The organism is Ruegeria sp. CF1, assembly GCF_056537445.1.
In genome coordinates this window covers 131,406-154,297 of the sequence record NZ_JBQFRN010000001.1, presented here as the reverse complement: position 1 = coordinate 154,297, position 22,892 = coordinate 131,406, and the positions used below count along the sequence as shown (strand labels likewise).

At 56.2% G+C, this 22,892-nt stretch carries 24 protein-coding genes; 12 read left to right on the top strand and 12 right to left on the bottom strand.

The features are described from left to right. Positions 1–47: 47 nt before the first annotated feature. Positions 48–1,307, top strand: coding sequence for a DEAD/DEAH box helicase (locus ACRZ96_RS00770; protein ID WP_480814142.1), 1,260 nt, complete (start codon positions 48–50; stop codon positions 1,305–1,307). 113 nt (positions 1,308–1,420) lie between these two features. Here the strand turns inward: ACRZ96_RS00770 and mltG are convergent, their stop codons facing one another. From mltG to fabD, 7 genes are all read right to left on the bottom strand, one after another. Then, positions 1,421–2,578, bottom strand: coding sequence for an endolytic transglycosylase MltG (gene mltG / locus ACRZ96_RS00765; protein ID WP_170817924.1), 1,158 nt, complete (start codon positions 2,576–2,578; stop codon positions 1,421–1,423). Next, positions 2,579–3,844 (bottom strand): beta-ketoacyl-ACP synthase II, encoded by a 1,266-nt coding sequence (gene fabF / locus ACRZ96_RS00760; protein WP_170396465.1) that lies wholly within the window; start codon positions 3,842–3,844, stop codon positions 2,579–2,581. Between the two features lie 203 nt (positions 3,845–4,047). Beyond that, positions 4,048–4,791, bottom strand: a complete 744-nt coding sequence (locus tag ACRZ96_RS00755; protein ID WP_480705151.1) for a 1-(5-phosphoribosyl)-5-[(5-phosphoribosylamino)methylideneamino]imidazole-4-carboxamide isomerase — start codon at positions 4,789–4,791, stop codon at positions 4,048–4,050. Positions 4,792–4,914: 123 nt separating this feature from the next. Beyond that, a complete protein-coding gene (locus ACRZ96_RS00750) occupies positions 4,915–5,454 on the bottom strand; it encodes a GNAT family N-acetyltransferase (RefSeq protein ID WP_170403143.1) in 540 nt (179 codons plus the stop codon). A 141-nt stretch (positions 5,455–5,595) separates the two neighbouring features. Then, the gene (locus ACRZ96_RS00745; RefSeq protein WP_008756330.1) at positions 5,596–5,829 is read right to left on the bottom strand and encodes an acyl carrier protein; all 234 of its coding nucleotides are present in this window, start codon (positions 5,827–5,829) and stop codon (positions 5,596–5,598) included. A 209-nt stretch (positions 5,830–6,038) separates the two neighbouring features. Continuing rightward, complete coding sequence (gene fabG, locus ACRZ96_RS00740; RefSeq protein ID WP_480814141.1) at positions 6,039–6,776, bottom strand: 3-oxoacyl-[acyl-carrier-protein] reductase; 738 nt, start codon at positions 6,774–6,776, stop codon at positions 6,039–6,041. 44 nt (positions 6,777–6,820) lie between these two features. Continuing rightward, positions 6,821–7,759 (bottom strand): ACP S-malonyltransferase, encoded by a 939-nt coding sequence (fabD, locus tag ACRZ96_RS00735; protein WP_170403147.1) that lies wholly within the window; start codon positions 7,757–7,759, stop codon positions 6,821–6,823. A gap of 172 nt (positions 7,760–7,931) precedes the next feature. On the opposite strand from fabD, the gene ACRZ96_RS00730 reads away from it, so the two are divergent. After that, positions 7,932–9,161, top strand: coding sequence for a cytochrome b/b6 domain-containing protein (locus tag ACRZ96_RS00730; protein ID WP_480814140.1), 1,230 nt, complete (start codon positions 7,932–7,934; stop codon positions 9,159–9,161). A 55-nt stretch (positions 9,162–9,216) separates the two neighbouring features. Here ACRZ96_RS00730 and ACRZ96_RS00725 read toward each other — a convergent pair whose 3' ends face one another. Together ACRZ96_RS00725 and ACRZ96_RS00720 are read right to left on the bottom strand one after the other, a co-directional pair. Next, positions 9,217–9,789 (bottom strand): YceI family protein, encoded by a 573-nt coding sequence (locus tag ACRZ96_RS00725; RefSeq protein WP_170646377.1) that lies wholly within the window; start codon positions 9,787–9,789, stop codon positions 9,217–9,219. Positions 9,790–9,915: 126 nt separating this feature from the next. Then, positions 9,916–10,425 (bottom strand): hypothetical protein, encoded by a 510-nt coding sequence (locus tag ACRZ96_RS00720; protein ID WP_255612061.1) that lies wholly within the window; start codon positions 10,423–10,425, stop codon positions 9,916–9,918. Positions 10,426–10,703: 278 nt separating this feature from the next. On the opposite strand from ACRZ96_RS00720, the gene rpsF reads away from it, so the two are divergent. The 6 genes from rpsF (at position 10,704) to ACRZ96_RS00690 (ending at position 14,538) form a co-directional block, all read left to right on the top strand. Then, positions 10,704–11,057: a 30S ribosomal protein S6 gene (gene rpsF / locus ACRZ96_RS00715; RefSeq protein ID WP_068332653.1), complete on the top strand. Its 354-nt coding sequence runs from the start codon at positions 10,704–10,706 to the stop codon at positions 11,055–11,057. 27 nt (positions 11,058–11,084) lie between these two features. Then, positions 11,085–11,312: a 30S ribosomal protein S18 gene (rpsR, locus tag ACRZ96_RS00710; RefSeq protein ID WP_005608650.1), complete on the top strand. Its 228-nt coding sequence runs from the start codon at positions 11,085–11,087 to the stop codon at positions 11,310–11,312. Between the two features lie 12 nt (positions 11,313–11,324). Next, a complete protein-coding gene (gene rplI / locus ACRZ96_RS00705; protein ID WP_170396450.1) occupies positions 11,325–11,945 on the top strand; it encodes a 50S ribosomal protein L9 in 621 nt (206 codons plus the stop codon). Positions 11,946–12,098: 153 nt separating this feature from the next. Beyond that, positions 12,099–12,584, top strand: a complete 486-nt coding sequence (locus tag ACRZ96_RS00700) for a lytic transglycosylase domain-containing protein (protein ID WP_170396448.1) — start codon at positions 12,099–12,101, stop codon at positions 12,582–12,584. Between the two features lie 278 nt (positions 12,585–12,862). Next, positions 12,863–13,564: an autoinducer binding domain-containing protein gene (locus ACRZ96_RS00695; protein ID WP_170396446.1), complete on the top strand. Its 702-nt coding sequence runs from the start codon at positions 12,863–12,865 to the stop codon at positions 13,562–13,564. A gap of 119 nt (positions 13,565–13,683) precedes the next feature. Then, complete coding sequence (locus ACRZ96_RS00690; protein WP_170396444.1) at positions 13,684–14,538, top strand: acyl-homoserine-lactone synthase; 855 nt, start codon at positions 13,684–13,686, stop codon at positions 14,536–14,538. Positions 14,539–14,633: 95 nt separating this feature from the next. On the opposite strand, the gene tig is transcribed toward ACRZ96_RS00690, so the two are convergent. The 3 genes from tig to ACRZ96_RS00675 form a co-directional block, all read right to left on the bottom strand. Beyond that, positions 14,634–15,965: a trigger factor gene (gene tig, locus ACRZ96_RS00685; RefSeq protein ID WP_170396960.1), complete on the bottom strand. Its 1,332-nt coding sequence runs from the start codon at positions 15,963–15,965 to the stop codon at positions 14,634–14,636. Positions 15,966–16,149: 184 nt separating this feature from the next. Beyond that, complete coding sequence (locus ACRZ96_RS00680; protein WP_170422244.1) at positions 16,150–17,274, bottom strand: porin; 1,125 nt, start codon at positions 17,272–17,274, stop codon at positions 16,150–16,152. A 300-nt stretch (positions 17,275–17,574) separates the two neighbouring features. Further along, a complete protein-coding gene (locus ACRZ96_RS00675) occupies positions 17,575–19,158 on the bottom strand; it encodes an NAD(P)H-hydrate dehydratase (protein WP_480814139.1) in 1,584 nt (527 codons plus the stop codon). A 169-nt stretch (positions 19,159–19,327) separates the two neighbouring features. Here ACRZ96_RS00675 and ACRZ96_RS00670 point away from each other — a divergent pair, with 169 nt between their 5' ends. The 4 genes from ACRZ96_RS00670 (at position 19,328) to ACRZ96_RS00655 (ending at position 22,745) form a co-directional block, all read left to right on the top strand. Continuing rightward, entirely contained in the window at positions 19,328–19,666 is a 339-nt protein-coding gene (locus ACRZ96_RS00670) for a P-II family nitrogen regulator (RefSeq protein WP_170396438.1), read from the top strand. 33 nt (positions 19,667–19,699) lie between these two features. Then, positions 19,700–21,106 carry a type I glutamate--ammonia ligase gene (glnA, locus tag ACRZ96_RS00665; RefSeq protein ID WP_480814138.1) on the top strand — a complete coding sequence of 469 codons (1,407 nt, stop codon included), beginning with the start codon at positions 19,700–19,702 and terminating at the stop codon, positions 21,104–21,106. Between the two features lie 128 nt (positions 21,107–21,234). Next, on the top strand, positions 21,235–21,882 hold the full coding sequence (locus tag ACRZ96_RS00660) for an MSMEG_1061 family FMN-dependent PPOX-type flavoprotein (protein WP_480814137.1): 648 nt from the start codon (positions 21,235–21,237) through the stop codon (positions 21,880–21,882). 68 nt (positions 21,883–21,950) lie between these two features. After that, positions 21,951–22,745 carry a lytic murein transglycosylase gene (locus ACRZ96_RS00655; RefSeq protein ID WP_170396432.1) on the top strand — a complete coding sequence of 265 codons (795 nt, stop codon included), beginning with the start codon at positions 21,951–21,953 and terminating at the stop codon, positions 22,743–22,745. Positions 22,746–22,892 lie beyond the last annotated feature (147 nt).

Below are 22,892 nucleotides of genomic sequence, written 5' to 3'. Positions count from 1 at the left end.
CACGACTTGCCCGTGGACCTTTGCCTCGGGCTGTAAAGGATAGATATTTGTTCGACTTCGATATGCTGGGCCTTGCGCCCGCTCTAAATGATGCGCTCAAACGCGCCAACTTCACTCAACCGACCCCGATCCAGAACCAGGCGATCCCGCTGGCCCTGAATGGTCACGATATCCTTGGCCTCGCCCAGACCGGTACAGGTAAGACATTGGCCTTTGGCCTGCCGCTGATCGACCATCTGCTGGCCCAGCCCGGCAAGCCCGATCCCAAAACCGCCAAAGCGCTGATCCTCGCGCCCACCCGCGAGTTGGTCAACCAGATCGCCGACAGCCTTCGCAACTTGACCAAGAAAACCAAGATCCGCGTCGCGACCGTGGTTGGCGGTCAGTCGATCAACAAGCAGATCATGTTTCTGGCGCGCGGCACCGACATTCTTGTCGCCACCCCCGGTCGCCTGATCGACCTGATGGATCGCGGTGCGGTTAATCTGGGTTCAGTCAAGCACCTCGTACTGGACGAGGCTGACCAGATGCTCGATATGGGCTTCATCCATGCCCTGCGTCGGATCGCGCCGGAACTGGGCACGCCGCGCCAAACCATGCTGTTCTCAGCCACCATGCCGAAGCAAATGGAAGAGCTCAGCCGCGCTTACCTGACCAACCCGCAACGGGTGCAGGTCTCGCCCCCCGGCAAAGCAGCCGACAAGATCACGCAGTCGATCCACTTTGTTGAAAAGCCTGCAAAACCCGCCAAACTGCGCGAGATCCTCTCGGCTGACATGGACGCGCTGACGTTGGTCTTCTCCCGCACCAAACACGGGGCCGAAAAGCTGATGAAGGGGCTTGTCGCCGATGGCTACAATGCAGCCTCGATCCACGGCAACAAAAGTCAGGGCCAACGCGACCGCGCCATCAAGGCGTTCCGCGCCGGTGAGGTCAATGTTCTGGTCGCTACCGACGTCGCCGCGCGCGGCATCGATATTCCGGGCGTGGCCTATGTGATCAACTACGACCTGCCCGAGGTACCGGACAACTATGTCCACCGCATCGGCCGCACCGCTCGTGCAGGCCGCGAGGGCGAGGCCATTGCCTTCTGCTCGGCGGAAGAGGTCGACCTGCTGCGTCAGATTCAGAAACTGATGAAGATCGAAATCCCGGTCGCCAGCGGTGAGATGCCTGAAGCAATCTCACCAAAGAAAACCCCGCGCCGCCCAAGCAACCGCCGTCGCAGCCCGAAACCTCAGCACTCTGGTGCGCCCAAACCGGGCGGTCAGAAACGCCGCCGAACGCGTCGCGCGAAAGCGGCCTGAATAAGAAACGGCCCGGTCGATTGACCGAGCCGTTGCTTTATCGGGGTAAGAGATTCGTGTTGTACAAGTCGGACAAAGTGCCGTTTCAAACCTGTACAACACGGACGATTGAATCAGTTCCCGGAATTCCGCTCAGCCTCGATCTCACGCCACTTTGCGACGTTGCGATTGTGCTCTTGCAGGGTCTCGGCAAAGGCATGACCACCGGTTCCGTCCGCAACAAAGAAGATGAAATCCGTGTTGTCAGGTGCCACCGCAGCCTCAAGGCTCGCAAGACCCGGATTGGCAATCGGGGTGGGTGGCAGCCCTTCGATGACATAGGTGTTCCAAGGCGTCGCACGGCGCAGTTCGCTTTGCCGCAAACCGCGACCCAAAGTACCCTGCCCTTTGGTTACACCATAGATCACCGTCGGGTCTGTCTGCAGCCTCATACCTTGGTTCAGACGGTTAACGAAAACGCTGGCTACCTGGCCACGCTCTTCCGGCTGACCTGTTTCTTTTTCGATGATCGAAGCCAAAATCAGCATCTCTTCGGGGCTGTTCAGAGGTAAATCATCCTGACGCCCCTCCCACGCCGCGTTGATTCTAAGCTGCTGTTTTTCCTGCATTTCAGCAAGAATTGCATTCCGATCTTCACCGGGTCTGACCTCATAACTGTCAGGGGCCAACATCCCTTCAGCGGGCAATTCGGCTACTTCGCCGGTTAGCAAATCCATCGCCTTCAGCGACTCGACAATCTGCCAACTGGTGACGCCTTCAGCTAACGAGATGCGATAACGCGTATCCGCCTCACCGCGTTTTTCTGCATAAACTTCCGGGGCGTCCTCTTCGCCGATCACAAAGGAAGCCACCTCATCAAAATCCAGAGTCGCCGGGTTCAGTTCCCGCACGCGGGTCTGCATACGGGTCACGCCAATGCGGTATTCGATCTCGGTACCGCAAGTGCTGGCGCCGCTATGAGTTATGTCGTCGACGATTTGCTCCATCGACGCGCCTTCGCGAACCAGAAAGCTACCCGCTTTCAGCTGCTGAGATTTGTCTGTGTAATCAGCAGCTAAGCGGAAAATCAACCCGCTGCTGATCGCACCTTGGTCCTCGAGGTCACGGCTGACCCGTGTCATGTTGGAGCCTGGCTTTACCTGCAGGCAGATCGCGGTTTCCAGCGGTCCTTCGGACTTGTATTGCGACTGCCCCCACAGGACGACACCGCCCATCAGGAACAGCCCAACGATCAGTATTGTCAACGCGTTCGAAGCGAGCGCTCGCCACATTTAGCTGACCTTTCCGAAGATCACACTTGCATTGGTGCCGCCAAACCCGAACGAGTTCGACAAAGCCACGTTGATCTCACGCTCTCGTTTTGCATTCGGTGCCAAGTCGATCGGAGTCTCCACCGCAGGGTTGTCCAGGTTGATGGTCGGCGGTGCAACCTGATCGCGGATCGCAAGGATCGAAAAGATCGCCTCAATCGCGCCAGCGGCGCCCAGCAGGTGACCAGTGGCTGATTTGGTCGAAGTCATCGTCGCGTTGCTGGCGTGATCCCCCAGCAGGCGTTCTACCGCGCCCAGCTCAATCGTATCCGCCATGGTCGAGGTCCCATGCGCGTTAATATAATCCAGATCCTTCGGCTCAAGCCCCGCACTACGCAGCGCTGCTTTCATCGAGCGTTCGGCCCCGTCGCCATCCTCGGACGGCGCGGTTATGTGATAAGCGTCACCCGACATCCCATAGCCCAGAACCTCGGCATAAATCTTGGCACCGCGCGCTTTGGCGTGTTCGTAATCCTCAAGAACTACAATGCCTGCACCTTCGCCCATGACGAAACCGTCGCGGTCGATGTCATAGGGGCGGCTCGCTTTCTTTGGATCATCGGCGTATTTGGTCGACAGCGCCTTGCAGGCGTTGAAGCCGGCGATACCGATTTCGCAAATACAGCCCTCGCCTCCACCTGCGATCATCACGTCTGCATCCCCGGCGCGGATGATGCGGCTGGCATCACCGATCGCATGAGCACCGGTCGAGCAAGCAGTCACGACCGAGTGGTTCGGCCCCTTGAACCCATGACGGATCGAAACCTGCCCCGAGGCCAGATTGATCAGCGCGCCCGGGATAAAGAACGGAGAAACCCTGCGCGGACCTTTGTCGCGGATCAGGTTGGCCGTGTTGGCAATTGATCCCAGCCCACCGATACCGGACCCAATCAGAACGCCCGTGCGCAGGCGGTCTTCTTCGTCTTCGGGCAGCCAATTGGCATCCTTGCAAGCCATCTCGGCTGCAGCGATGGAATATAGGATGAAATCTTCAATCTTGCGCTGTTCTTTCGGCGGCATCCAATCGTCAGGATTAAACGTCCCGTTGGTGCCATCTCCGCGCGGCACTTCGCAGGCATAGGTCGTGGTGACCCCGCTTGCCTCGGCATCAAACTGCGTGATTGGTCCTGCGCCGGATTCTCCATCCAGCAGCCGTGACCATGTTTCCTCAACCCCACTGGCCAAAGGAGTGACCAATCCAAGACCGGTTACAACGACTCTGCGCATGAAGTGCCTCTTGCCTGCTTCCTGTTATGAGAACCGCTCATACCCCGGCCCGGGGTGCGGGGGCAAGAGCAACGGCATATTCTGAACCGGCATCCTTGTGCCGTAACCTGTTCAAATCCTCTGTCAATTGAGTTGAACGATGCCTGAAAAGCAAAAACCCGCCCTTCCTTCAACGGGAAAGGCGGGTCGTCTGGTACTGAAGTTTACTGGAACTCGGCGACTGGCTCGTGTGCCGATTGGGCGACTTCCAGTGCTTCGGACAGATCGACGGACTTGCGGAACAGTGCCCGGCCAACGATCGCACCCGAAATATTCGAGATATAGGCGAGACGAGAGATATCGTCGCTGGTACGCACGACACCGCTGGCTATGATCGGTGTACGCGATTTTTCGGCCAGTCCTGAAATCAGACCCAGCTGCGCCTCGACATCTTCCATATCACTATCGATATCGGTCACCAAAATTGCTGCAAGAGGCGTATCCGCGAAAGCTTCGATGAAGGCTTCCGGGGTAAACGCACTTTGGCTACGCCAACCTTCGGTCATCACTTGCCCTTGCCAAACATCGACCGCCAACACGATCTGATCGGGATAAAGCTTAGCCAATTCCTTAACCAACTGTGGGTCCCAAGCCGCAAGTGTGCCAATCACGATTCGGCCAGCCCCTTTGTTGATCCAATGTTCAACATGCTCGCGGGTCCGCATCCCCCCTGCCAACTGCACTGACATTTCAGAGGAGCGAATAATTTCTTCGATCAGTACTGAATTGGTATCCCGGCCTTCGATCGCGTCAAAATCCGTAAGCTGCATCCATTCCGCTCCAGCCGCAGACCAGCCGCGCGCGGTCTCGACCGGATCGACATGCCAGATCATCGCTTCATTCAGACGCCCCTTGTCCAGCGTAACGCACCGACCGTTCTGCAACTCCATCGTGGGGTAAATCATCATGATTCATATCCTCCGCTGAATCATTCCGTAATTCCACGATAGCATAGAGTCTCAGTTTGCCGCTTTGTTTCACAAGATCGGCAAAGCTCGTCCATTTTGCGGCATCGCACTGCCTAATGCGTTTCACACCCGTGTAGGAGGTCCGTCACGGCGAAACAGATGAACGGGGGTGTCGCGGTATTCAGCTTCGCGCAACAGCTTGTAGCCCAGCTTTTCAGCCAATCGCTGTGAGGCTGCATGGTCCGCGTCGATCAGCGCAACCAACGGGCCCGGAATGATCCGGTCGAACCAGTCGTGCGCCGCCTGCGCGGCCTCACACCCGTATCCTTGCCCCTGCATGTCCGGGGCCAGAACCCAGCCGGCTTCGGGAAAACCATCGAAATCATCGCCCAGAGACCGGTTGCCATAGAAGAACCCGGCTTGCCCGATCAGAGTACGATTCGACTGCAGCATCACACCCCATTGACCGAACCCGGTCATCTGCCAATGTCCAGCGTTGCGCAGGAAAGAATCCCACGCCTCGCCGCGCGTTTTCGGGGTGCCTCCGATATGGCGTACAACTTCGGGGTCGCGCCAGATTTCGGCGAACCGGTTGAAATCCTCGGGGCGCATAGCACACAAGGTCAGACGCGCCGTATTGATCATCGGGGTGGATCTTATCATGCCCTTGCCCGCTCAGAAACTTGCCTCAGGTGTCAGAGTGCGGAGCCTCAACGCCTCAAAGCAAGCGCGAAATGTGGCAGAGCATAAAAAAACGGCGCTTCCGTTGCCCGGAAGCGCCGTTTTTGTCTCAGTCAGGTCAGCTTAGGAAGCTTCGCTGATGAACTTGACCGCGTCGCCAAACGTCTGGATGGTTTCGGCGGCGTCGTCCGGGATCTCTATGCCGAACTCTTCTTCGAATGCCATTACCAGCTCAACGGTGTCCAGGCTGTCTGCGCCCAGATCGTCGATGAACGAGGCGTTTTCAGCAACCTTGTCCTCTTCAACACCCAGGTGCTCAACAACGATCTTCTTTACGCGATCTGCGACGTCGCTCATGTCTATTCCTCATTTCATTTCAGGGCTGTCCGCCCGGTTCTGCCCTTGCCCGTTCGGGATGGACTTGTTTTGCCCTTTCCGGGCGGTTTGGGTCCCGGGTCCCCGGGAAATCAGAGAACCGGCCCTTGGACCGGTTCCTGCGCATATGCGCCGCCTATAACACAGACAACGCACAAGGCAAACGCTTTCGCATCCGCCCCGAATTGCGATTACAACATGGCCATACCGCCATTCACATGCAAGGTGCTTCCGGTCACATAACCCGCCTCGGGGCTGGCAAGGTACAGAACGGCTGCGGCGATTTCATGCGGATCGCCCATGCGACCGGCCGGAACCTTGAGCAACAGACCCTTCTTTTGCTCATCCGTCAGCTTTTCGGTCATGGCGGTGGTGATGAAACCCGGTGCCACCGCGTTGACCGTAATTCCACGGGTTGCAACCTCATGCGCCAGCGCCTTGGAAAAGCCGATCATACCCGCTTTGGAAGCAGCATAGTTCGCCTGCCCTGGGTTTCCGATCGCAGCCACAACGGACGAGACATTGACGATCCGACCCCAGCGCGCCTTCATCATGCCCCGGATCACGCCTTTGCACAGCTTCATCGTTGCGGTCATGTTCACGTCGATCACGCTCTGCCATTCTTCATCCGACATGCGCATGAACAGGTTGTCGCGTGTGATGCCTGCGTTGTTCACCAGAATATCAACCGAGCCCATCGCCTCAGCCGCTTGTTTCGGCAGGGCCTCGACGGCTTCGGGATCGCTCAGGTTACACGGCAAGACATGCGCACGATCGCCAAGGCTGTCGGCCAGAGCTTGCAGAGGCTCCACGCGCGTTCCGGAAAGGCCAACAGTTGCACCAGCGTCGTAAAGCGCGCGGGCGATATCGCCGCCAATACCACCCGAAGCACCGGTGATTAGCGCATTCTTACCTGTCAAATCAAACATCTATGTTTCCTCTCTGGCCGCCGAATCCGGCGGCTGTCCCTTGTTCATGCGCCGGGGTTAACGGCTTTTTGTACATCTTCAGGCGTCCCGACCGCTGTGCACGCCAATGCTCGATCGATCTTGCGGATCATGCCCGACAAAGCTTTGCCCGCGCCGATCTCCCACGCTTCGGTCACACCCTGCGCGACCATGTACTGTACGCTCTCTCGCCACCGAACCGAGCCGGTGACCTGTTCCACCAGCAACTGACGGATCATATCTGGATCAGCCACAGCTTCGGCGCGAACATTCGCAACCAAAGGCACGGCAGGCGCTTTGATTTCAACCGAGGCCAAAGCCTCTGCCATTACATCTGCCGCAGGCTGCATCAGCGCACAGTGAAATGGAGCACTTACCGGCAACATAATTGCACGCTTGGCACCTTTTTCCTTGGCGATCTCGGCTGCGCGCTCAACAGCGGCTTTTGAACCAGAAACGACTACCTGGGTTGGGTCATTGTCATTGGCAGCCTGACAGACCTCATCTTGCGCGGCCTCTTCCGCAACGGCGCGCACCGCTTCAAGATCGAGCCCCAGAATGGCGGCCATTGCGCCCTCGCCCACCGGCACTGCACTTTGCATCGCCTGCCCGCGCGTCCGCAGCAGGCGGGCAGTATCGGCAACCGTCAAGGCTCCGGCCGCAGCCAGCGCCGAGTATTCACCCAGCGAGTGACCCGCCACATAAGATGCCATTGAAATCGAAACGCCTTCGGCCTCAAGTGCGCGCATTGCGGCCATCGAGGTTGCCATCAGCGCGGGCTGTGCATTCTGAGTCAGGGTCAGCTCTGCGATATCGCCGTCCCAGATCAGATCGCTCAGTTTTTCGCCCAAGGCCTCATCGACCTCATCGAAAACGGCGCGGGCGGCTGGATATGCCTCAGCCAAGGCCTTGCCCATTCCGATGGTCTGGGCGCCCTGCCCGGGGAAAACAAACGCGCGTGTCATTGGTGCCTCTTGCGTGACGTCAGATTTCGGCGGGGTTTAAACTGACAATCGGCGCGGCACAAGCATTGCCTGCGTTCTGCATCAGGACACCTTTACTGTGCATTTCTCTGTCTTGTGTCCACACGGCATCCATTTAACTTACCCTCAATTCAGAAACTCGGAGAGCCAATCGATGCCCCTTACCAACACCCGGTCCAGCTATGGTGGTGTAACCAAAGCATTTCACTGGCTGACCGCGCTACTGATCCTGACGGCTCTGCCGCTGGGCTGGTTCGCGAACCAATTGGCCCATGCGATTTACGATCCGAGCATTCCCACGACCGAGGATGACATCGCCCGCGCCGCCCTGCTGTTTTCACTGCACAAAACCATTGGTGTTACCGTGTTCTTCGTCGCATTGGCCCGAATCCTTTGGGCTGTTACCCAGACGAAGCCGGGCTTGCTGAACGCTGAAAACAAACCCGAGGCCTTCGCCGCCGAAACTGTGCACTGGCTGCTGTACGGCTCGCTTGTACTGGCTCCACTCAGCGGCTGGATCCACCACGCCGCCACCGACGGCTTCGCGCCGATCCTATGGCCCCTTGGTCAGAACCTGCCGCTTATTCCGAAGTCAGCTTTCCTTGCCGACATCGGCGCCAGCCTGCATTGGCTTTTCGTCTGGGCCCTGGGTGTGGCACTCGTGCTGCACATAGCGGGCGCGCTGAAACACCATGTCGTGGACAAAGACAGCACCCTGCGCCGTATGCTGCCCGGCCAATCGGACGCGCCGGAACCCCCGGCACAGCACCATTCCATTGTTCCCGCCTTCGCCGCCTTGGCAATCTGGGGCGCGGTGCTGGTTGGAGGTTGGTCCAACGGTGTCTTTGACGACCAGTCCAAAGCATCCGAAGACACGGCCGAACTTGCGCAAGTTCAATCGGAATGGGAGGTCGAAGACGGATCCCTGTCGATTACTATCTCGCAACTGGGCAGTCCCGTAAGCGGCGAGTTTGCAGACTGGACTGCAGCGATAGCGTTTGAGGATCCCGCCGAGCCGGGGTTGGCCGGTTCCGTCGATGTAACGATTGCCATTGGTTCACTCAGCATCGGCACAGTCACCGACCAAGCGATGGGTGCGGATTTTTTTGACAGTGCGCAGTTTCCTACGGCTCAATTTAAGGCCGACCTGTTCAAAACGGATGCGGGTTATGAGGCGCGAGGACCTCTGACAATCCGGGACAAATCTATCGATGTCGTCCTGCCATTTACGCTGGAACTGGCCGACGATGCAGCGACGATGTCGGGGAATCTGGAACTCAACCGAATGGATTTCGACGTTGGAACATCGCAACCCACCGAAGATTCGTTGGGGTTCACGGTTATCGTTGCAGTTGAATTGACGGCAGAACGCGACGACAAATGAAAAACCGCCGGGGCGCATAACCCCGACGGTTTCTTTTTTTGGGATCATGAAGGGATTAGTCGGCCTTCTGCGCCTCGATCGAAATATTGACCTCGACCTCGTCACCCACGAATGGAGCGAATTGGCCCAAATCAAAATCGCTGCGCACCAGCGTTGTGGTGGCGTCAAATCCGGCCCATGGCTTGCCCGCCATCGGGTGCTCACCCACCTGGTTAAGCTTGGCATCCAGAACCACGGATTTGGTGACACCATTCATGGTCAGATCACCGGTGATGTTGGCTGTGTTTTCGCCAGTGACCTCAATACCAGTTGAAGTGAAGGTCACCAGATCACCTTCGGCTGCGCCAAAGAAATCTTCGGTCATGAAGTGATCTTCGCGCGGTTTCCAACCGGTGATCATCTCAACGACCGGCATCGAAACAGTCACGCTCGATGCTGCCGGGTCTTCCTGATCAAACATGATTTCGCCCTCAAAGCCCGAAAACATGCCCGTGGTGGTCGAAAAGCCAAGGTGGTTATAGCTGAAGATGACCTGGCTGTGGCTGGGGTCCAGAACGTATTTCTCGGCGCTGGCAAACGCCGAGGTCGCTGATACGGCCAAAGCAGCAGCAAGAAGGGTGGATTTCATGACAATCTCCGCAAATTTGTGAATGCAAACCGAATGGGTTGCTCGATAACAAAAATGTGCTGCCCAAGGGCAGCACACAAGTTTTTTTGATTCACAACTTCTGTTCCTTTTTGAACAGAATAAAAGTCAGGCGAAAATTGTTACGTTTTGGCTGAGTTGACCTTTGAGCGCTGAGCCAACATCCGCCGATTCCAGTGGCAGCTTCATCAGCAGGCTTCCGTCTACATCGTACAGTTCGACCTGGTCGTCAGCGAAACGCGCGCCACCCAGCGAGTCGTAGCTGCGGCGCAATACCGTTTGCGGCCGACCGTTTTCGTTTTTCTGAAGAATGCGAACCTCGCGGCGGATTGGGTCAAAGTAGGCGTCTGGGCGCGCATCCATCACCTCGATGGTCAGCAGGCTGACGCCAACAATCAAGAACATCAGCGAAGCGACTAACTTGATAGGCCAAACCTCGGCCCCCATAACCGAACCCGGCATCAACCACATCGAAAAGGCCGACACAATCAGAAAGACACCAACGGCACGCAGAAGAAACATCCGAGCCCGCCAATTCGGCGCAAACGTAATCAGCACGGGGACGGATTTATCAAATACCGCGGCAGGTGCCGATTGTTCAAAAGTGTTTGTGTTCATGACGGCCATTGTCTTGCCCTGTCTATGTTTTCCAATCTACCGGGTTCTCCCGGCTTCATGAACAACCTCGGGGCGAAAAGCGTCAGGAATTGGGCGCACCAGTGGAAATAGGGCGACTTCACAAAGGCATATGTGGCAGGGCTTGCCCCGCCCGCTCAAACGTGTATACGGGGCCATCCTTCGCAGGAGTTATGAATCGCGCAGCCTCTCGTGGCAGGGTCGCGAAGGACCATATGGCCCCGCCTTTGAAATGCGCCTTGATATAAACAGGAGTGCACATGCCACTGTATGAGCATGTAATGATCGCGCGTCAGGATTTGTCCAACGCGCAGGCAGAAAGCCTTGTCGAACATTTCGGCACCGTTCTGGCTGACAACGGCGGCAACGTCGTCGAAAGCGAGTACTGGGGCGTCAAGACGATGGCTTACAAGATCAACAAGAACCGCAAAGGCCACTATGCCTTCCTGAAAACCGATGCCCCTTCGGGTGCGGTTCAGGAAATGGAACGCCTGATGCGCCTGCATGATGACGTGATGCGAGTTCTGACCATCAAGGTCGACGAGCATGCCGAGGGCCCTTCGGTCCAGATGCAGAAGCGCGATGAGCGCGAAGGCCGCCGCGAGCGCCGCTGATCAACGCCTGACGAAAGGACATAAACCATGGCCGCAAAACCATTTTTCCGCCGCCGCAAGGTCTGCCCGTTCTCGGGTGAGAACGCGCCGAAAATCGACTATAAAGACACCCGTCTGCTGCAGCGCTACATCTCTGAGCGTGGCAAGATCGTACCTTCGCGCATCACCGCCGTTTCGGCGAAAAAGCAGCGTGAACTGGCCCGTGCTATCAAGCGCGCCCGCTTCCTCGCCCTGCTGCCCTACGCCGTGAAGTAAGGAGAGACTGACATGCAAGTTATCCTTCTGGAACGCGTTGCGAAACTGGGTCAGATGGGCGACGTCGTTGACGTCAAGCCCGGCTACGCCCGCAACTTCCTGCTGCCCCAAGGCAAAGCGCTGAGCGCATCGAACGCCAACATCGCGTCGTTCGAAGCCCAGAAAGCCCAGCTTGAGGCACGCAACCTGGAAACCAAGAAAGAAGCTGAAGCGCTGGCTGAAAAGCTGGACGGTCAGCAGTTCATCGTGATTCGTTCGGCATCGGATGCCGGCGCACTGTACGGTTCGGTCACCCCGCGTGATGCCGCAGACGCCGCAACCGAAGCTGGCTTCACCGTCGACAAGAAACAGATTGCCCTGATCGCTCCGATTAAGGAACTGGGTCTGCACTCGGTCGCAGTCAACCTGCACCCCGAGGTAGAAGTCGAGATCAAGATGAACGTCGCACGTTCGGAAGAAGAAGCCGAACTGCAGGCATCGGGCAAATCGATCCAGGAACTGGCTGCTGAAGAAGAAGCCGCTGCCGAATTCGAAATCGCCGAACTTTTCGACGACATAGGCTCTGCCGCTTCGGAAGACGAAGATCTGGTTGCCGAAGAAGCTCCGGTCGAAGAAGACGAAGCAAAAGCCTGATCTGGCTGCATATCCAATTTCAAAGGGCCGCGCTTTTACGCGGCCCTTTTTCTTTTTGTTACATCGCAAGCAAAATTCAGCCCGATTGTTCGCCTGGCCTTGCAGACCGGCGAAGGTTTCATATCATCGCCATTCGCAATCAGGAGTATTTTGATGACCCCCCTCCTTCGTCGCCGCGTCTTAACCTTGTTGCTTATGGCGCCGCTTGCAGCTTGTGGCAGTCCTGGCAGCTCGGGTTCCGGCGATACCTTCGATCCCCCCCTCTACCCCAATGAAACACCCGAGCTTCGCGCCTCGATCAATAAATGGGCTGACCACTACGAGCTCCCGCGGGAGCTGGTGCACAAGCTGGCCATCCGTGAAAGCACACATCGACCGTGGGCGGTGAACCGGCCCTATTATGGGCTTCTGCAAATCCTCCCGGCCACTGCGCGATCAATGGGTTACACTGGAAATGCCAAAGGCCTGCTGGACGCCGATACCAATCTGGAGTTTGCCGGAAAATACCTGCGAGGCGCCTGGCTTTTGTCTGATGGAGATCAACAACGTGCCATCTTTCTTTATGCCAAAGGATATTGGCCCGAAGCAAAGGCCAGGGGCATGCTCGTCGAGACGGGTCTGGTTTCTGCCACAGAATAGGCATGTTTTATTCGCATTTCGATTGTAATGCACATACATAACCTTCGAAATGCCACGGCGAATCCCATGACCTACTGCACAACTCTGACGTTAAATCTTTTAAAGGTGCGTAATTGTGTGCCCGAAAGGCACATTTACCTATAAAAGGCAGACATTTCCCACATCTTCTTGTCTTGACAAGCGAAATGTGGTGTCCTGCTTGACGTCAGGGAAGACAGTATCATTTTCCTGGCCAAGGGGATCCGCCCGCTCACTCGGGTCTAACTGGTCGTTACCGTATGGATATTGTTGATCTCAGCACTCTTCCCGAACAGGATACTCGGTATGACGAGTTCCTGCGTCAGGTCTGTGACAAATATGAAATGGACCACGCAGCCTATGCGGGTATGAATCCTGCTGCAGGTACGATTCACGGCCATGTGACTTATGGGGACGACTGGAAAACCCACTATCAAGAGCAAGGCCTGCACCTGATCGATCCGACGCTGCACATGAGCCAGCGCAGTATCGCTCCGGTCGACTGGAGCCGTCTGGAACGCGGTAAAGATTTCCAGCGCGTTTTTCGCGATGCACATGATTTTGGCATTCCAGATCAAGGCATTACGATTCCGGTTCGCGGGCCGTACGGAGATATCGGCTTGCTTAGCGCAGTGCGCGAGTGCAGCCGGGATGAGTGGAAGAAACTGGTGCCCAACGTGATAAGTGACCTGCAATCATTGGCCGTACACATCCATGACAATGTCATGACATCGGATACGATCAGCCGGATGCTGTACCACCCGACCCTCTCCAGCCGAGAATTGGAGATTTTGCAATGGGCCGCAGCGGGTAAATCGCAACAAGATATCGGCGATATCCTGTCGATTTCGCACCGCACGGTTGAGGTGCACTTGCGCTCTTCTCGCGAAAAGCTTAATGCACTGACGACTCCGCAGGCTGTCGGTCGGGCCATCGGAATCGGCTTAATCTACCCAGGATAAAGCCAAATTTTGCCGAAATTGGGCTAAAAAAAGCCAATATTACGGGAAACCCCCAATAGATTCGCTGTGGAAACCGGGTAACGTCTTATCCACAGACAGATCACTCGAAGGGGGTTAACATGATTTTGGTAGTTGATGGGCTGAACAGACATCTGTTCACCGAAGTTCTTGACGATATGTTCGAACTGCGCGCTCGGGTTTTTGGTGGACGACTTGGATGGGATGTCCACATCGAAGACGGCAAAGAAATCGATCAGTTCGATCACCTGGATCCTGCATACGTAATTGGTCTCGACGATGAGGGGAACGTCGTAGCCGCAGTACGTGCACTCCAGACAACCGGCCCGCACATGCTTTCAGATGTGTTCTCGGATATCTTATGCGGCGAAGCGCCAATGCGCAGCGCGACCATGTGGGAATCCACCCGCTTCTGCGTCGACACGCAGCGACTGACCCGAGGAAAAGAGAAGAACTCGGTTTCTTACGCGACCTGTGAGCTGATGATCGGATCTCTGGAATACTGCCGTAGTGCGGGTATCCAGGACATCATCACCGTGATTGACCCGGTTATGAACCGCGTTCTCAAACGCTCGAACTGTGCGCCTTACGACTATGTGGGCGAAACCGTTCCGATGGGCAAGGTACCGGCAATGGCGGCGTTGCTGGATTGCACAGAAGAAAGGATTTCGGGTCTTCGCGAATTCGCAGACATTCACCACGATGTCTTTATCGAAGAAGAAAAGGCGTTGGAGTTCTTCGAGGCCAAAAAGGCCGCCAAACTCAGCCCGGCAAATCGTGACCACAAGCCGCTCACCGATCTTGAGAAGTACTTTGTCGAACAGATGAGTGCGGCCAAGACGGAAGAAGAAAGGCAGGCAGTGCTGAAACTGATCGAAGCGCTGTCCGACACATTCACCCCAGAGCAGAAGACCGCTCTGTTACAGACCCCCCGTGCTTTTGCTCATGAGGCCTGACCCCCTCACCTCATAGTACAAAGCCACCCATGCGGAGCCGTCTAATTCGAGACGGCTCCGCTTTTTTTTGACCCCTAATGGGGGAAGGAAGAGGATTATTCCTCTTCCAGTGCCTCAACGGCTTTTTGCAGATCGTCCTTGCTGACTTCTTTGTCCGCAACCTGAGCCAGTTCGAAGACGTAGTCGACAACCTTGTCTTCAAAGATAGGCGCACGCAGCTGCTGCTGCATTTGGGCGTTCTGCTGCACAAATTCAAAGAACTGGCGCTCCTGGCCCGGGTACTGACGCGCCTGGTTCATGATCGCTTGTGTCATTTCCGAGTCGGTCACTTCAACCTCGGCCTTCTGGCCCAGTTCGGCAAGCAGCAGGCCCAGACGCACTCGGCGTTCGGCAAGCTTGTTATGCTCGTCGGTTGGTTCGATCGGATCGTGATCGTGACCTTCAACGTCAGGGTTTTCCTCGTGCCACAGCTGATGCGCGATCTGCTTGGCTTCGGCTTCTACCAGTGACGGCGGCAGGTCGAACGAGACTTTCTCGTCCAGCACGTCCAACAAAGCGCGCTTCATTACTGCACGGGACGCACCAGCATATTCGGCTTCCAGACGCTCGGCGATCTGTGCCTTCAACCCAGCCAGATCTTCGGCACCAAATTTCTTGGCCAACTCGTCGTCGACCTCAGCCGCGACCGGCTCTTTCACCTCTTTGATGGTGCAGGTGAAAACGGCGTCTTTGCCGGCCAGATGCTCAGCACCGTATTCTTCGGGGAAGGTGACGTTGACGTCTTTTTCTTCCTCGGCCTTCACACCGACCAACTGCTCTTCAAAGCCGGGGATGAAGCTGTTCGAGCCCAGAACCAGCGGGTAATCTTCAGCCGAACCGCCTTCGAACTCTTCGCCGTCAACTTTACCAACAAAGTCGAACACGATCTGGTCACCGTCCTTGGCTTTCGAACCCTTACGACGCGCTTTGAAGTTCTGCGCGGTCTCGGCCAGGTTGTTCAGCGCTTCTTCCACGGCTGCGTCGTCCGCTTTGACAACCAGCTTCTCCAGTTCAACCGATTTCAGGTCAACTTCTGGAATCTCGGGCAGCGCTTCGTAGGACATCGCAACTTCTACGTCGTCGCCTTCTTTCCAGTCCTCGTTGGTCATCTTGACCTCGGGCTGCAAAGCAGGACGTTCGCCGCTGTCCTCAAAGTGCTTGTTCATCGCACCGTCGATGGTTTCTTGCATCGCTTCGCCAAGCAGGCGCTGGCCGAACTGCTTTTTCAGCAGAGCCATCGGCACCTTGCCTTTGCGGAAACCCTTCATTTCAACCTCGGGCTGCGCTTCGGTCAGTTTCTCGTTGACCTTGTCGTCCAGCTCGGCTGCGGTCACAACGATGTTGTAGCCGCGCTTCAGACCTTCGTTCAGCGTCTCGGTAACCTGCATTTTGGTAGTCCCCATAGGATTCGGGGCGCGCAAAACGGGCGCGCCGGGCAAATTTGACGCCTTCTATTTGCACAGCCGCCTGCGTGCAAGAGGCAAAGGCCCTTTCAGGCTGGTTTTACCCCTATTACAGACGAAAAAACGCCCCGGCACAGGCCGGAGCGTTCGATCATCGAAAGCTGAGAAATCAGAACCTCCAGCGGGCCCCCAGCACCCACGCCTCGTTGTTGTCGAACGAAGCGCCATCTTCGAAATCGTGATTGCGGTATTTCAGATATGCATCTGTATTGATGCTGTCGATACGCTGAACAACAGCGATGCCCCAAGCATCAGTGCTGGAGCCGTCATTTACGAAGTCCGAACCCGAGTAATAGTCGATCCCGATACCGGTTTTACCCCAGGATACCCACTGATCCTCATAGGCAATCTTGCCGTAGAAGTAGTTCGGGTCAGACGCACCATCCGCGTCATTGTCCCGCGTACCGGCGGCTACGGTGAAACTCAGGCCGTTTTGCAGCATAACCGAGGCCGACCCGATCGTATCCTTGCGGTCCCCCGATCCATCGTCAGCCGAACGCACCGAGTATGCAACCGCCGCTGCAAATTCAACCCCGCCGCCGAAGGTGTTGTTATAGCGAAGGCCGATATCGTAATAGTCATCGTCATCGCTGCTGGACAGAATGTTCTGACCATAGGCGATGCCGGCCTTAAAACCGCTGAACTCCGGCGTGTCATACCGAACGCGGCCACGGCGCGCACCGTCAAAGTTGCTGCTGGAATCGCCAACGGTGATGTCGCTCAGCAAACCGTCAGTACCGCGATAGAAGAACCCGCCATTTTCATCGTTGGTAAAGGAATACAGCGCAGTTCCAACGTAAGACAGATCCACTTCGGCAGCGCCATCGGCCACCATGCTGCCCTGACCGGCCGAGAATTTACCCCAGTCACCGGCAAGTGCGAAATCCACGTGACGGATATCTTCACGGGTCCAGCCGCTGAAATCTGTGCCCAGCTGGTTCCACTCGCTCGAGCTCGGCAGACCAAGCCCGGTTTCAAAACGGAAGGTGAAATCGTTGTTGCCGAAGGGCTGCAACAGTTCCAAACCGACGCGGCTGTTTGACAGGTCATTGTCCAGAACGCGCGTTTCGGTCTCTTCACCGTCGTCAACCGAGATTAAGGCCGGGTGCAACTGACCATAAAGCAGGACATAACCGCCCGTGTTGTTTTCGTATTTCAGTTCGGCGGCGGCGGGGATTGCCGTTGTTGCGACAAGCGCCGCGGCTATCGAAGTCAGCTTAAAATTCACTGTCATGTCATTCACCATAGATGGGTCAGTTTTTTAGATATTGCCGATATGCGCACCTGGATTAACGGTTCCAATGATTGCTAAAGCTTATTAGCCCGGCATTGCATTTCTGCCACAGGCGGAAGCGGGGACCTTCAGGGAAAGCGTTTTATAATCAATATTTTGACCTAGTTCGAAAGCAGCACCCAGCTAACCTGCAAGACAATTCTTGCGCTGCGTGTTGCAGCTTGCAAACACCCGTTATGCGCACAGGTAAATCATAAGGCGAAACATTGCCGCTTTGACCCGCGATCGGCCAATATTTGCCTATGACCCATTGATTTCAAGCCGTGCGAATACCGCTGGCAATTGTTCCGGCAGATCTTCAGCAATCAACCCCGGCCCAAATTGCCTGGCGCATTCCACATGTAACCAAGCTGCGGTCTTGGCTGCAGCCATCGGGTTGAAGCTCCGCGCCAGTAGTCCCGTTATGAACCCGGCAAGCACATCGCCCGACCCTGCTGTCGCCAGCCAGGGCGCCGCCCGGTCAAACAGCGCCGCATTGATCGCACATTGCCCATCCGGTGCAGCAATCACCGTGTCAGGGCCCTTGTATAGTACCACACAGCCAGCCTGCTTGGCCGCCTCACGCACGGCATCCACTTTGGAATAAGCCGGCCCTCTGCCCGGCTTGATCGAGAGCTTTTCGGAGATCTCCGGGAACAATCGCGCAAACTCGCCCCCGTGCGGTGTCAGAACACATCTGTCATGGAGCATGTCCAACAGCACCTCTGGCGCATCAGCAAAAGCCGTCAAAGCATCCGCGTCCAGCAACGCGGGACGCCCCGAGGCCAGCGCCACAGGAACCAGCTCCTGCGCACGCGCCAGCCCCAAACCAGGACCGAGGCATAGTGCATTCAACCGCGCATCCATCAGGACTTCCAACAGATCATCGCCGCTCTGGACCCGCTGCAGCATCAGCGCAGTGATGTGACTGGCAACCTCCATCTGAGCCGAGGGTGGAACACCCAGCGTCACCAATCCGGCCCCGATGCGTAATGCACCACGTGCCGCCAGCCTTGCTGCGCCGGTTGCCCCCGCGCCTCCGCTAATAATCAAGGCATGCCCATACGCATATTTGTGTAAGGCAGTTGCCTTCGAAAAATCAGCATCCGGGGCGGTCACCAGTTTGACCGCACCCTGAACTCCCTCCTCCAAACCAATGTCCTTGACGACCAATCGGCCACTTCTGACCGGCCCCAGCCCCAGATAATGCCCCAGCTTTGCAGTATGAAACGATACCGTGAGCCTGGCCTGAACCGTCGCGGTCCCCGGGGCCAGCTCACGCCCACTATCGGAACACAGGCCAGACGGCATATCAACGGATACTGTCTTTTCGGCGATGGCTGGATCCGAGGCAGTCATTTCTGCCCATTTTAGAACATCACCCTCAAGCGGTCGCTGTAAGCCCGTCCCGAATAACGCATCGACATAAAGGTCAGCCCCTTGATGCGCGGCAAACACTTCGGAAAATGGGTGAACCTCCCCCAATTCGCCCCACCTGTCATGATTCACACGCGCATCTGGTGGCAGCTTCGCCGGATCACCAAGAAGAAATGCCGCCACCTCCCAGCCGCGCTCCCGCAGCAAGCGTGCAACAACAAATCCATCCCCCCCGTTATTTCCTGGCCCGCAAAGAATTACCGCACGCAGCGGATCCTTTTCACCTGGCCCCAAATACCTCGGGGGTGCGGGGGCTGGCCCCCGCTGCAGCTCTGGCCATTCTTCGAATACGGCTTGAAGAACACCGCGCCCCGCCCGCTCCATCAGCTCCAGCCCGCTCACGTCATCAGACTCAATCGCGGACTTTTCAATCGTCCGCATCTGTGCCGCTGTCAGCAACTCTGCCATATTGCGCCCTCACGCGATTCAATTCCGATTACATTTTGTGCATATCGATCAAAATTTAACCCGTTGCACGATTTCGCAGCACCACAAGGCGACCAAATTCGCGGTTCCATTGCCGCCCGATCTTAGACGTGATCATTGCCATCAAGACAACCATACAAGGTGAACCGGAATGAAAAAGATCGAAGCGATCATCAAGCCGTTCAAACTGGACGAAGTGAAAGAGGCGCTGCAGGACGTGGGAGTCCAGGGCCTCAGCGTGGTCGAGGTGAAAGGCTTTGGTCGCCAGAAAGGTCACACCGAACTTTATCGCGGCGCAGAATATGTTGTCGACTTTCTACCCAAGGTAAAGGTCGAGGTCGTCCTGGATGATGATCAGGTTGACGCAGCGATCGAAGCCATCGTTAGCGCTGCAAAGACCGACAAGATCGGGGACGGAAAAATCTTTGTCTCACCTATCGAACAAGCCATTCGTATCCGCACCGGCGAAACCGGTTCGGAAGCCCTGTAACACAGCAATCTTCAAATCAGAGGAACAAATAGTATGAGCAAGGACGCAGTTCTTCAGCTGATCCGTGATGAAGACGCCGAATACGTCGACATCCGCTTTACCGACCCGCGCGGCAAACTTCAGCACGTCACCATCATGTCCGATCAGGTCGATGAGGACTTCCTGGAAGAGGGCTTTATGTTCGACGGTTCGTCCATCGCGGGCTGGAAGTCGATTGAAGCTTCCGACATGAAACTGATGCCCGACACCTACAGCGCCTATGTCGATCCGTTCTATGCGGAAAAGACCATCTGCCTGCACTGCTCGGTTGTGGAGCCTGACACTGGTGAAGCCTATGAACGTGACCCGCGAGGCACCGCTCAGAAAGCCGAAGCGTACCTGAAGGCTTCCGGTATTGGTGATGTGGCCTACATGGGTCCTGAGGCCGAATTTTTCCTCTTTGATGATGTTCGTTTCTCGAACAGTATCAACAAGGTATCCTACGAAGTTGATGCGACTGATGCATCGTGGAACACCGACACCGAATACGAGATGGGCAACATGGGCCATCGTCCGGGCGTCAAAGGTGGTTACTTCCCCGTAAACCCCGTTGACGAAGCGCAGGACCTGCGCTCGGAAATGCTGTCGACCATGAAGCGTCTGGGCATGAAGGTCGACAAGCACCACCATGAGGTTGCATCGTGTCAGCACGAACTGGGCCTGATCTTCGACAGCCTGACCAAGCAGGCCGACGAGCTTCAGAAATACAAGTACGTGATCCACAACGTTGCACATGCCTATGGCAAATCGGCGACCTTTATGCCGAAGCCAATCGCAGGTGACAACGGCACCGGCATGCACGTGAACATGTCGATCTGGAAAGACGGCAAGCCGCTGTTCGCGGGCGACAAATACGCCGACCTGTCTGATGAGGCGCTGTACTTCATCGGCGGCATCCTGAAGCACGCCAAAACGCTGAACGCCTTCACCAACCCGGCGACCAACAGCTACAAGCGTCTGATCCCAGGTTTCGAAGCCCCCGTCTTGCGCGCCTATTCGGCCCGCAACCGTTCAGGCTGCGTGCGTATTCCGTGGACCGAAAGCCCGAAAGCCAAGCGCGTCGAGGCCCGCTTCCCCGATCCGGCCGCAAACCCCTATCTGGCGTTCGCCGCGCTGCTGATGGCCGGTCTGGACGGCATCAAGAACAAGATCGATCCGGGCGAAGCCATGGACAAGAACCTGTACGATCTTCCTGCCGAAGAACTGGCCGACATCCCGACCGTATGCGGCTCGCTGCGCGAAGCTCTGGAAGCGCTGGCATCTGATCACGACTTCCTGCTGCAAGGCGATGTGTTCACCAAAGACCAGATCGACGGCTACATCGCGCTGAAGATGGAAGAGGTAGAAACCTACGAGCACACACCTCACCCGGTTGAGTACGGCATGTACTACAGCTGCTGATTAAGAATTTTCGACGAAAATTCTCAGGGGGCGCCCATCGGGCGCCCCTTTTTCTGTATCTCCGCGAGATTTGACGGATCGATGATGATCTTTCAAAATTTAAGCTCAACATCAGGCAGAGAGAGCACATGCCCGCAAGCGACAAACCCTTTTCTGAGTATTCAGGACTTGTAACCTCGGAAAAAGATCTGGAACGCATTTGCGGGCAACCCTTGCCGCAGATCATTGCAAAGGAATTGCCTGCACTTGATGAGATGTGTCGAGACTTCATTGGCATGTCCTCGTTCTGCCTGATCGCTTCGGCCAATCCCGATGGGCATCTCGATATTTCGCCTCGTGGCGATCCTGCGGGGTTTGTGCAGGTGCTCTCGAACTCGATGATTGCGATCCCGGACCGGCCTGGGAACAAGCGCGTGGATACGTTTCATAATGTGCTGAAAGATCAGCGCGTCAGCGTGATATTCTTTGTCCCCGGAAAATTGGAAACTCTGCGCCTGCGGGGATCCGCGAGAATTAGCGCAGATCCCGAACTTCTTTCAAACATGGCCGTTGGTGGACGCGTGCCCAAGGTGGCCCTGTTGATCCATGTCGAAACCGTCTTTGCGCACTGTCCCAAATGCATCATTCGATCAAACCTGTGGCAACCCGATGAATGGCCGGACTCATCCAGTCTGCCAAATATGAACGCGATGATGGTCAAACATGCCAAGATCGACAAAACCCCGGATGAATGGTTCGAATCCCTGAAAGGCACAGACGAGCTTGATCTCTATTAAACCACTTTGCGGTAGGTCGAACTCGGCTTAGGCTGAGCATGGTTTTTTTTTGCACTCGGATTTCCTCTATGCCTCGTCTTCGCCTTTACGCTGCACTCGCGTTCCTTCTGCCCTCAGTGGCACTGTCCGCCCCTTGTGGGAATACCAGCAGCGGGTTTGAGGCCTGGAAAGCCGACTTTGCCAAAACCGCCAAACGGGCGGGTGTGAAAAAGAAGGGTCTGCAAGCGCTCGCACAAACGCAATATGCAACACGTACGATTGCCGCGGATCGCAATCAGAAGAGCTTTAAATACTCATTAGACAAATTCATGCAGGTGCGCGGGGCAAACACCATCGTTGCGCAAGGGCGCAAGCGCAAAGCTCGCAATCCGCAGTTTTACGCCGCGCTCGAGCGTCAATATGGCGTACCGGCGGGTGTGCTAATTGCCATTCACGGCATGGAAACCGGCTTTGGAGGTTTCATGGGAGATAGTCAGGTTGTTTCCGCAATCACGACATTAGCCTATGATTGTCGCCGATCCGAATTCTTCATCCCGCACGCTATCGGCGCCTTAAAACTGGTTGACCAAGGTACCCTTACGATGGCGACAAAAGGGGCAAAACATGGCGAGCTGGGGCATACACAGTTCCTGCCCGGCAACGCCCTGACCTATGGTGTGGACGCCACCGGTGACGGTCGGGTCGATTTTTATAACATGACCGACGCGCTCGCCTCGACCGCGAATTTTCTACGTAAGAAAGGGTGGAAGCCCGGTCGCGGCTATCAACCCGGAGAGCCGAATTTTGCGGTCATACAGCAATGGAATGCGGCCTCGGTCTACCAGCAATCCATTGCAATCATGGCGGCGCGAATCGACAACTAGGGCGGTCATAGGCTTGACGTCAGAGCACCTGAATTCGGCCACATTGTTGCCACATAGATTTAAGGAAACCCCGATTTTCTTGGTTTCCAAAGCGTAATCAATCTTGGAATATTTCGACTTTTTTCCATTTTGGTCAAAATTTGCGCC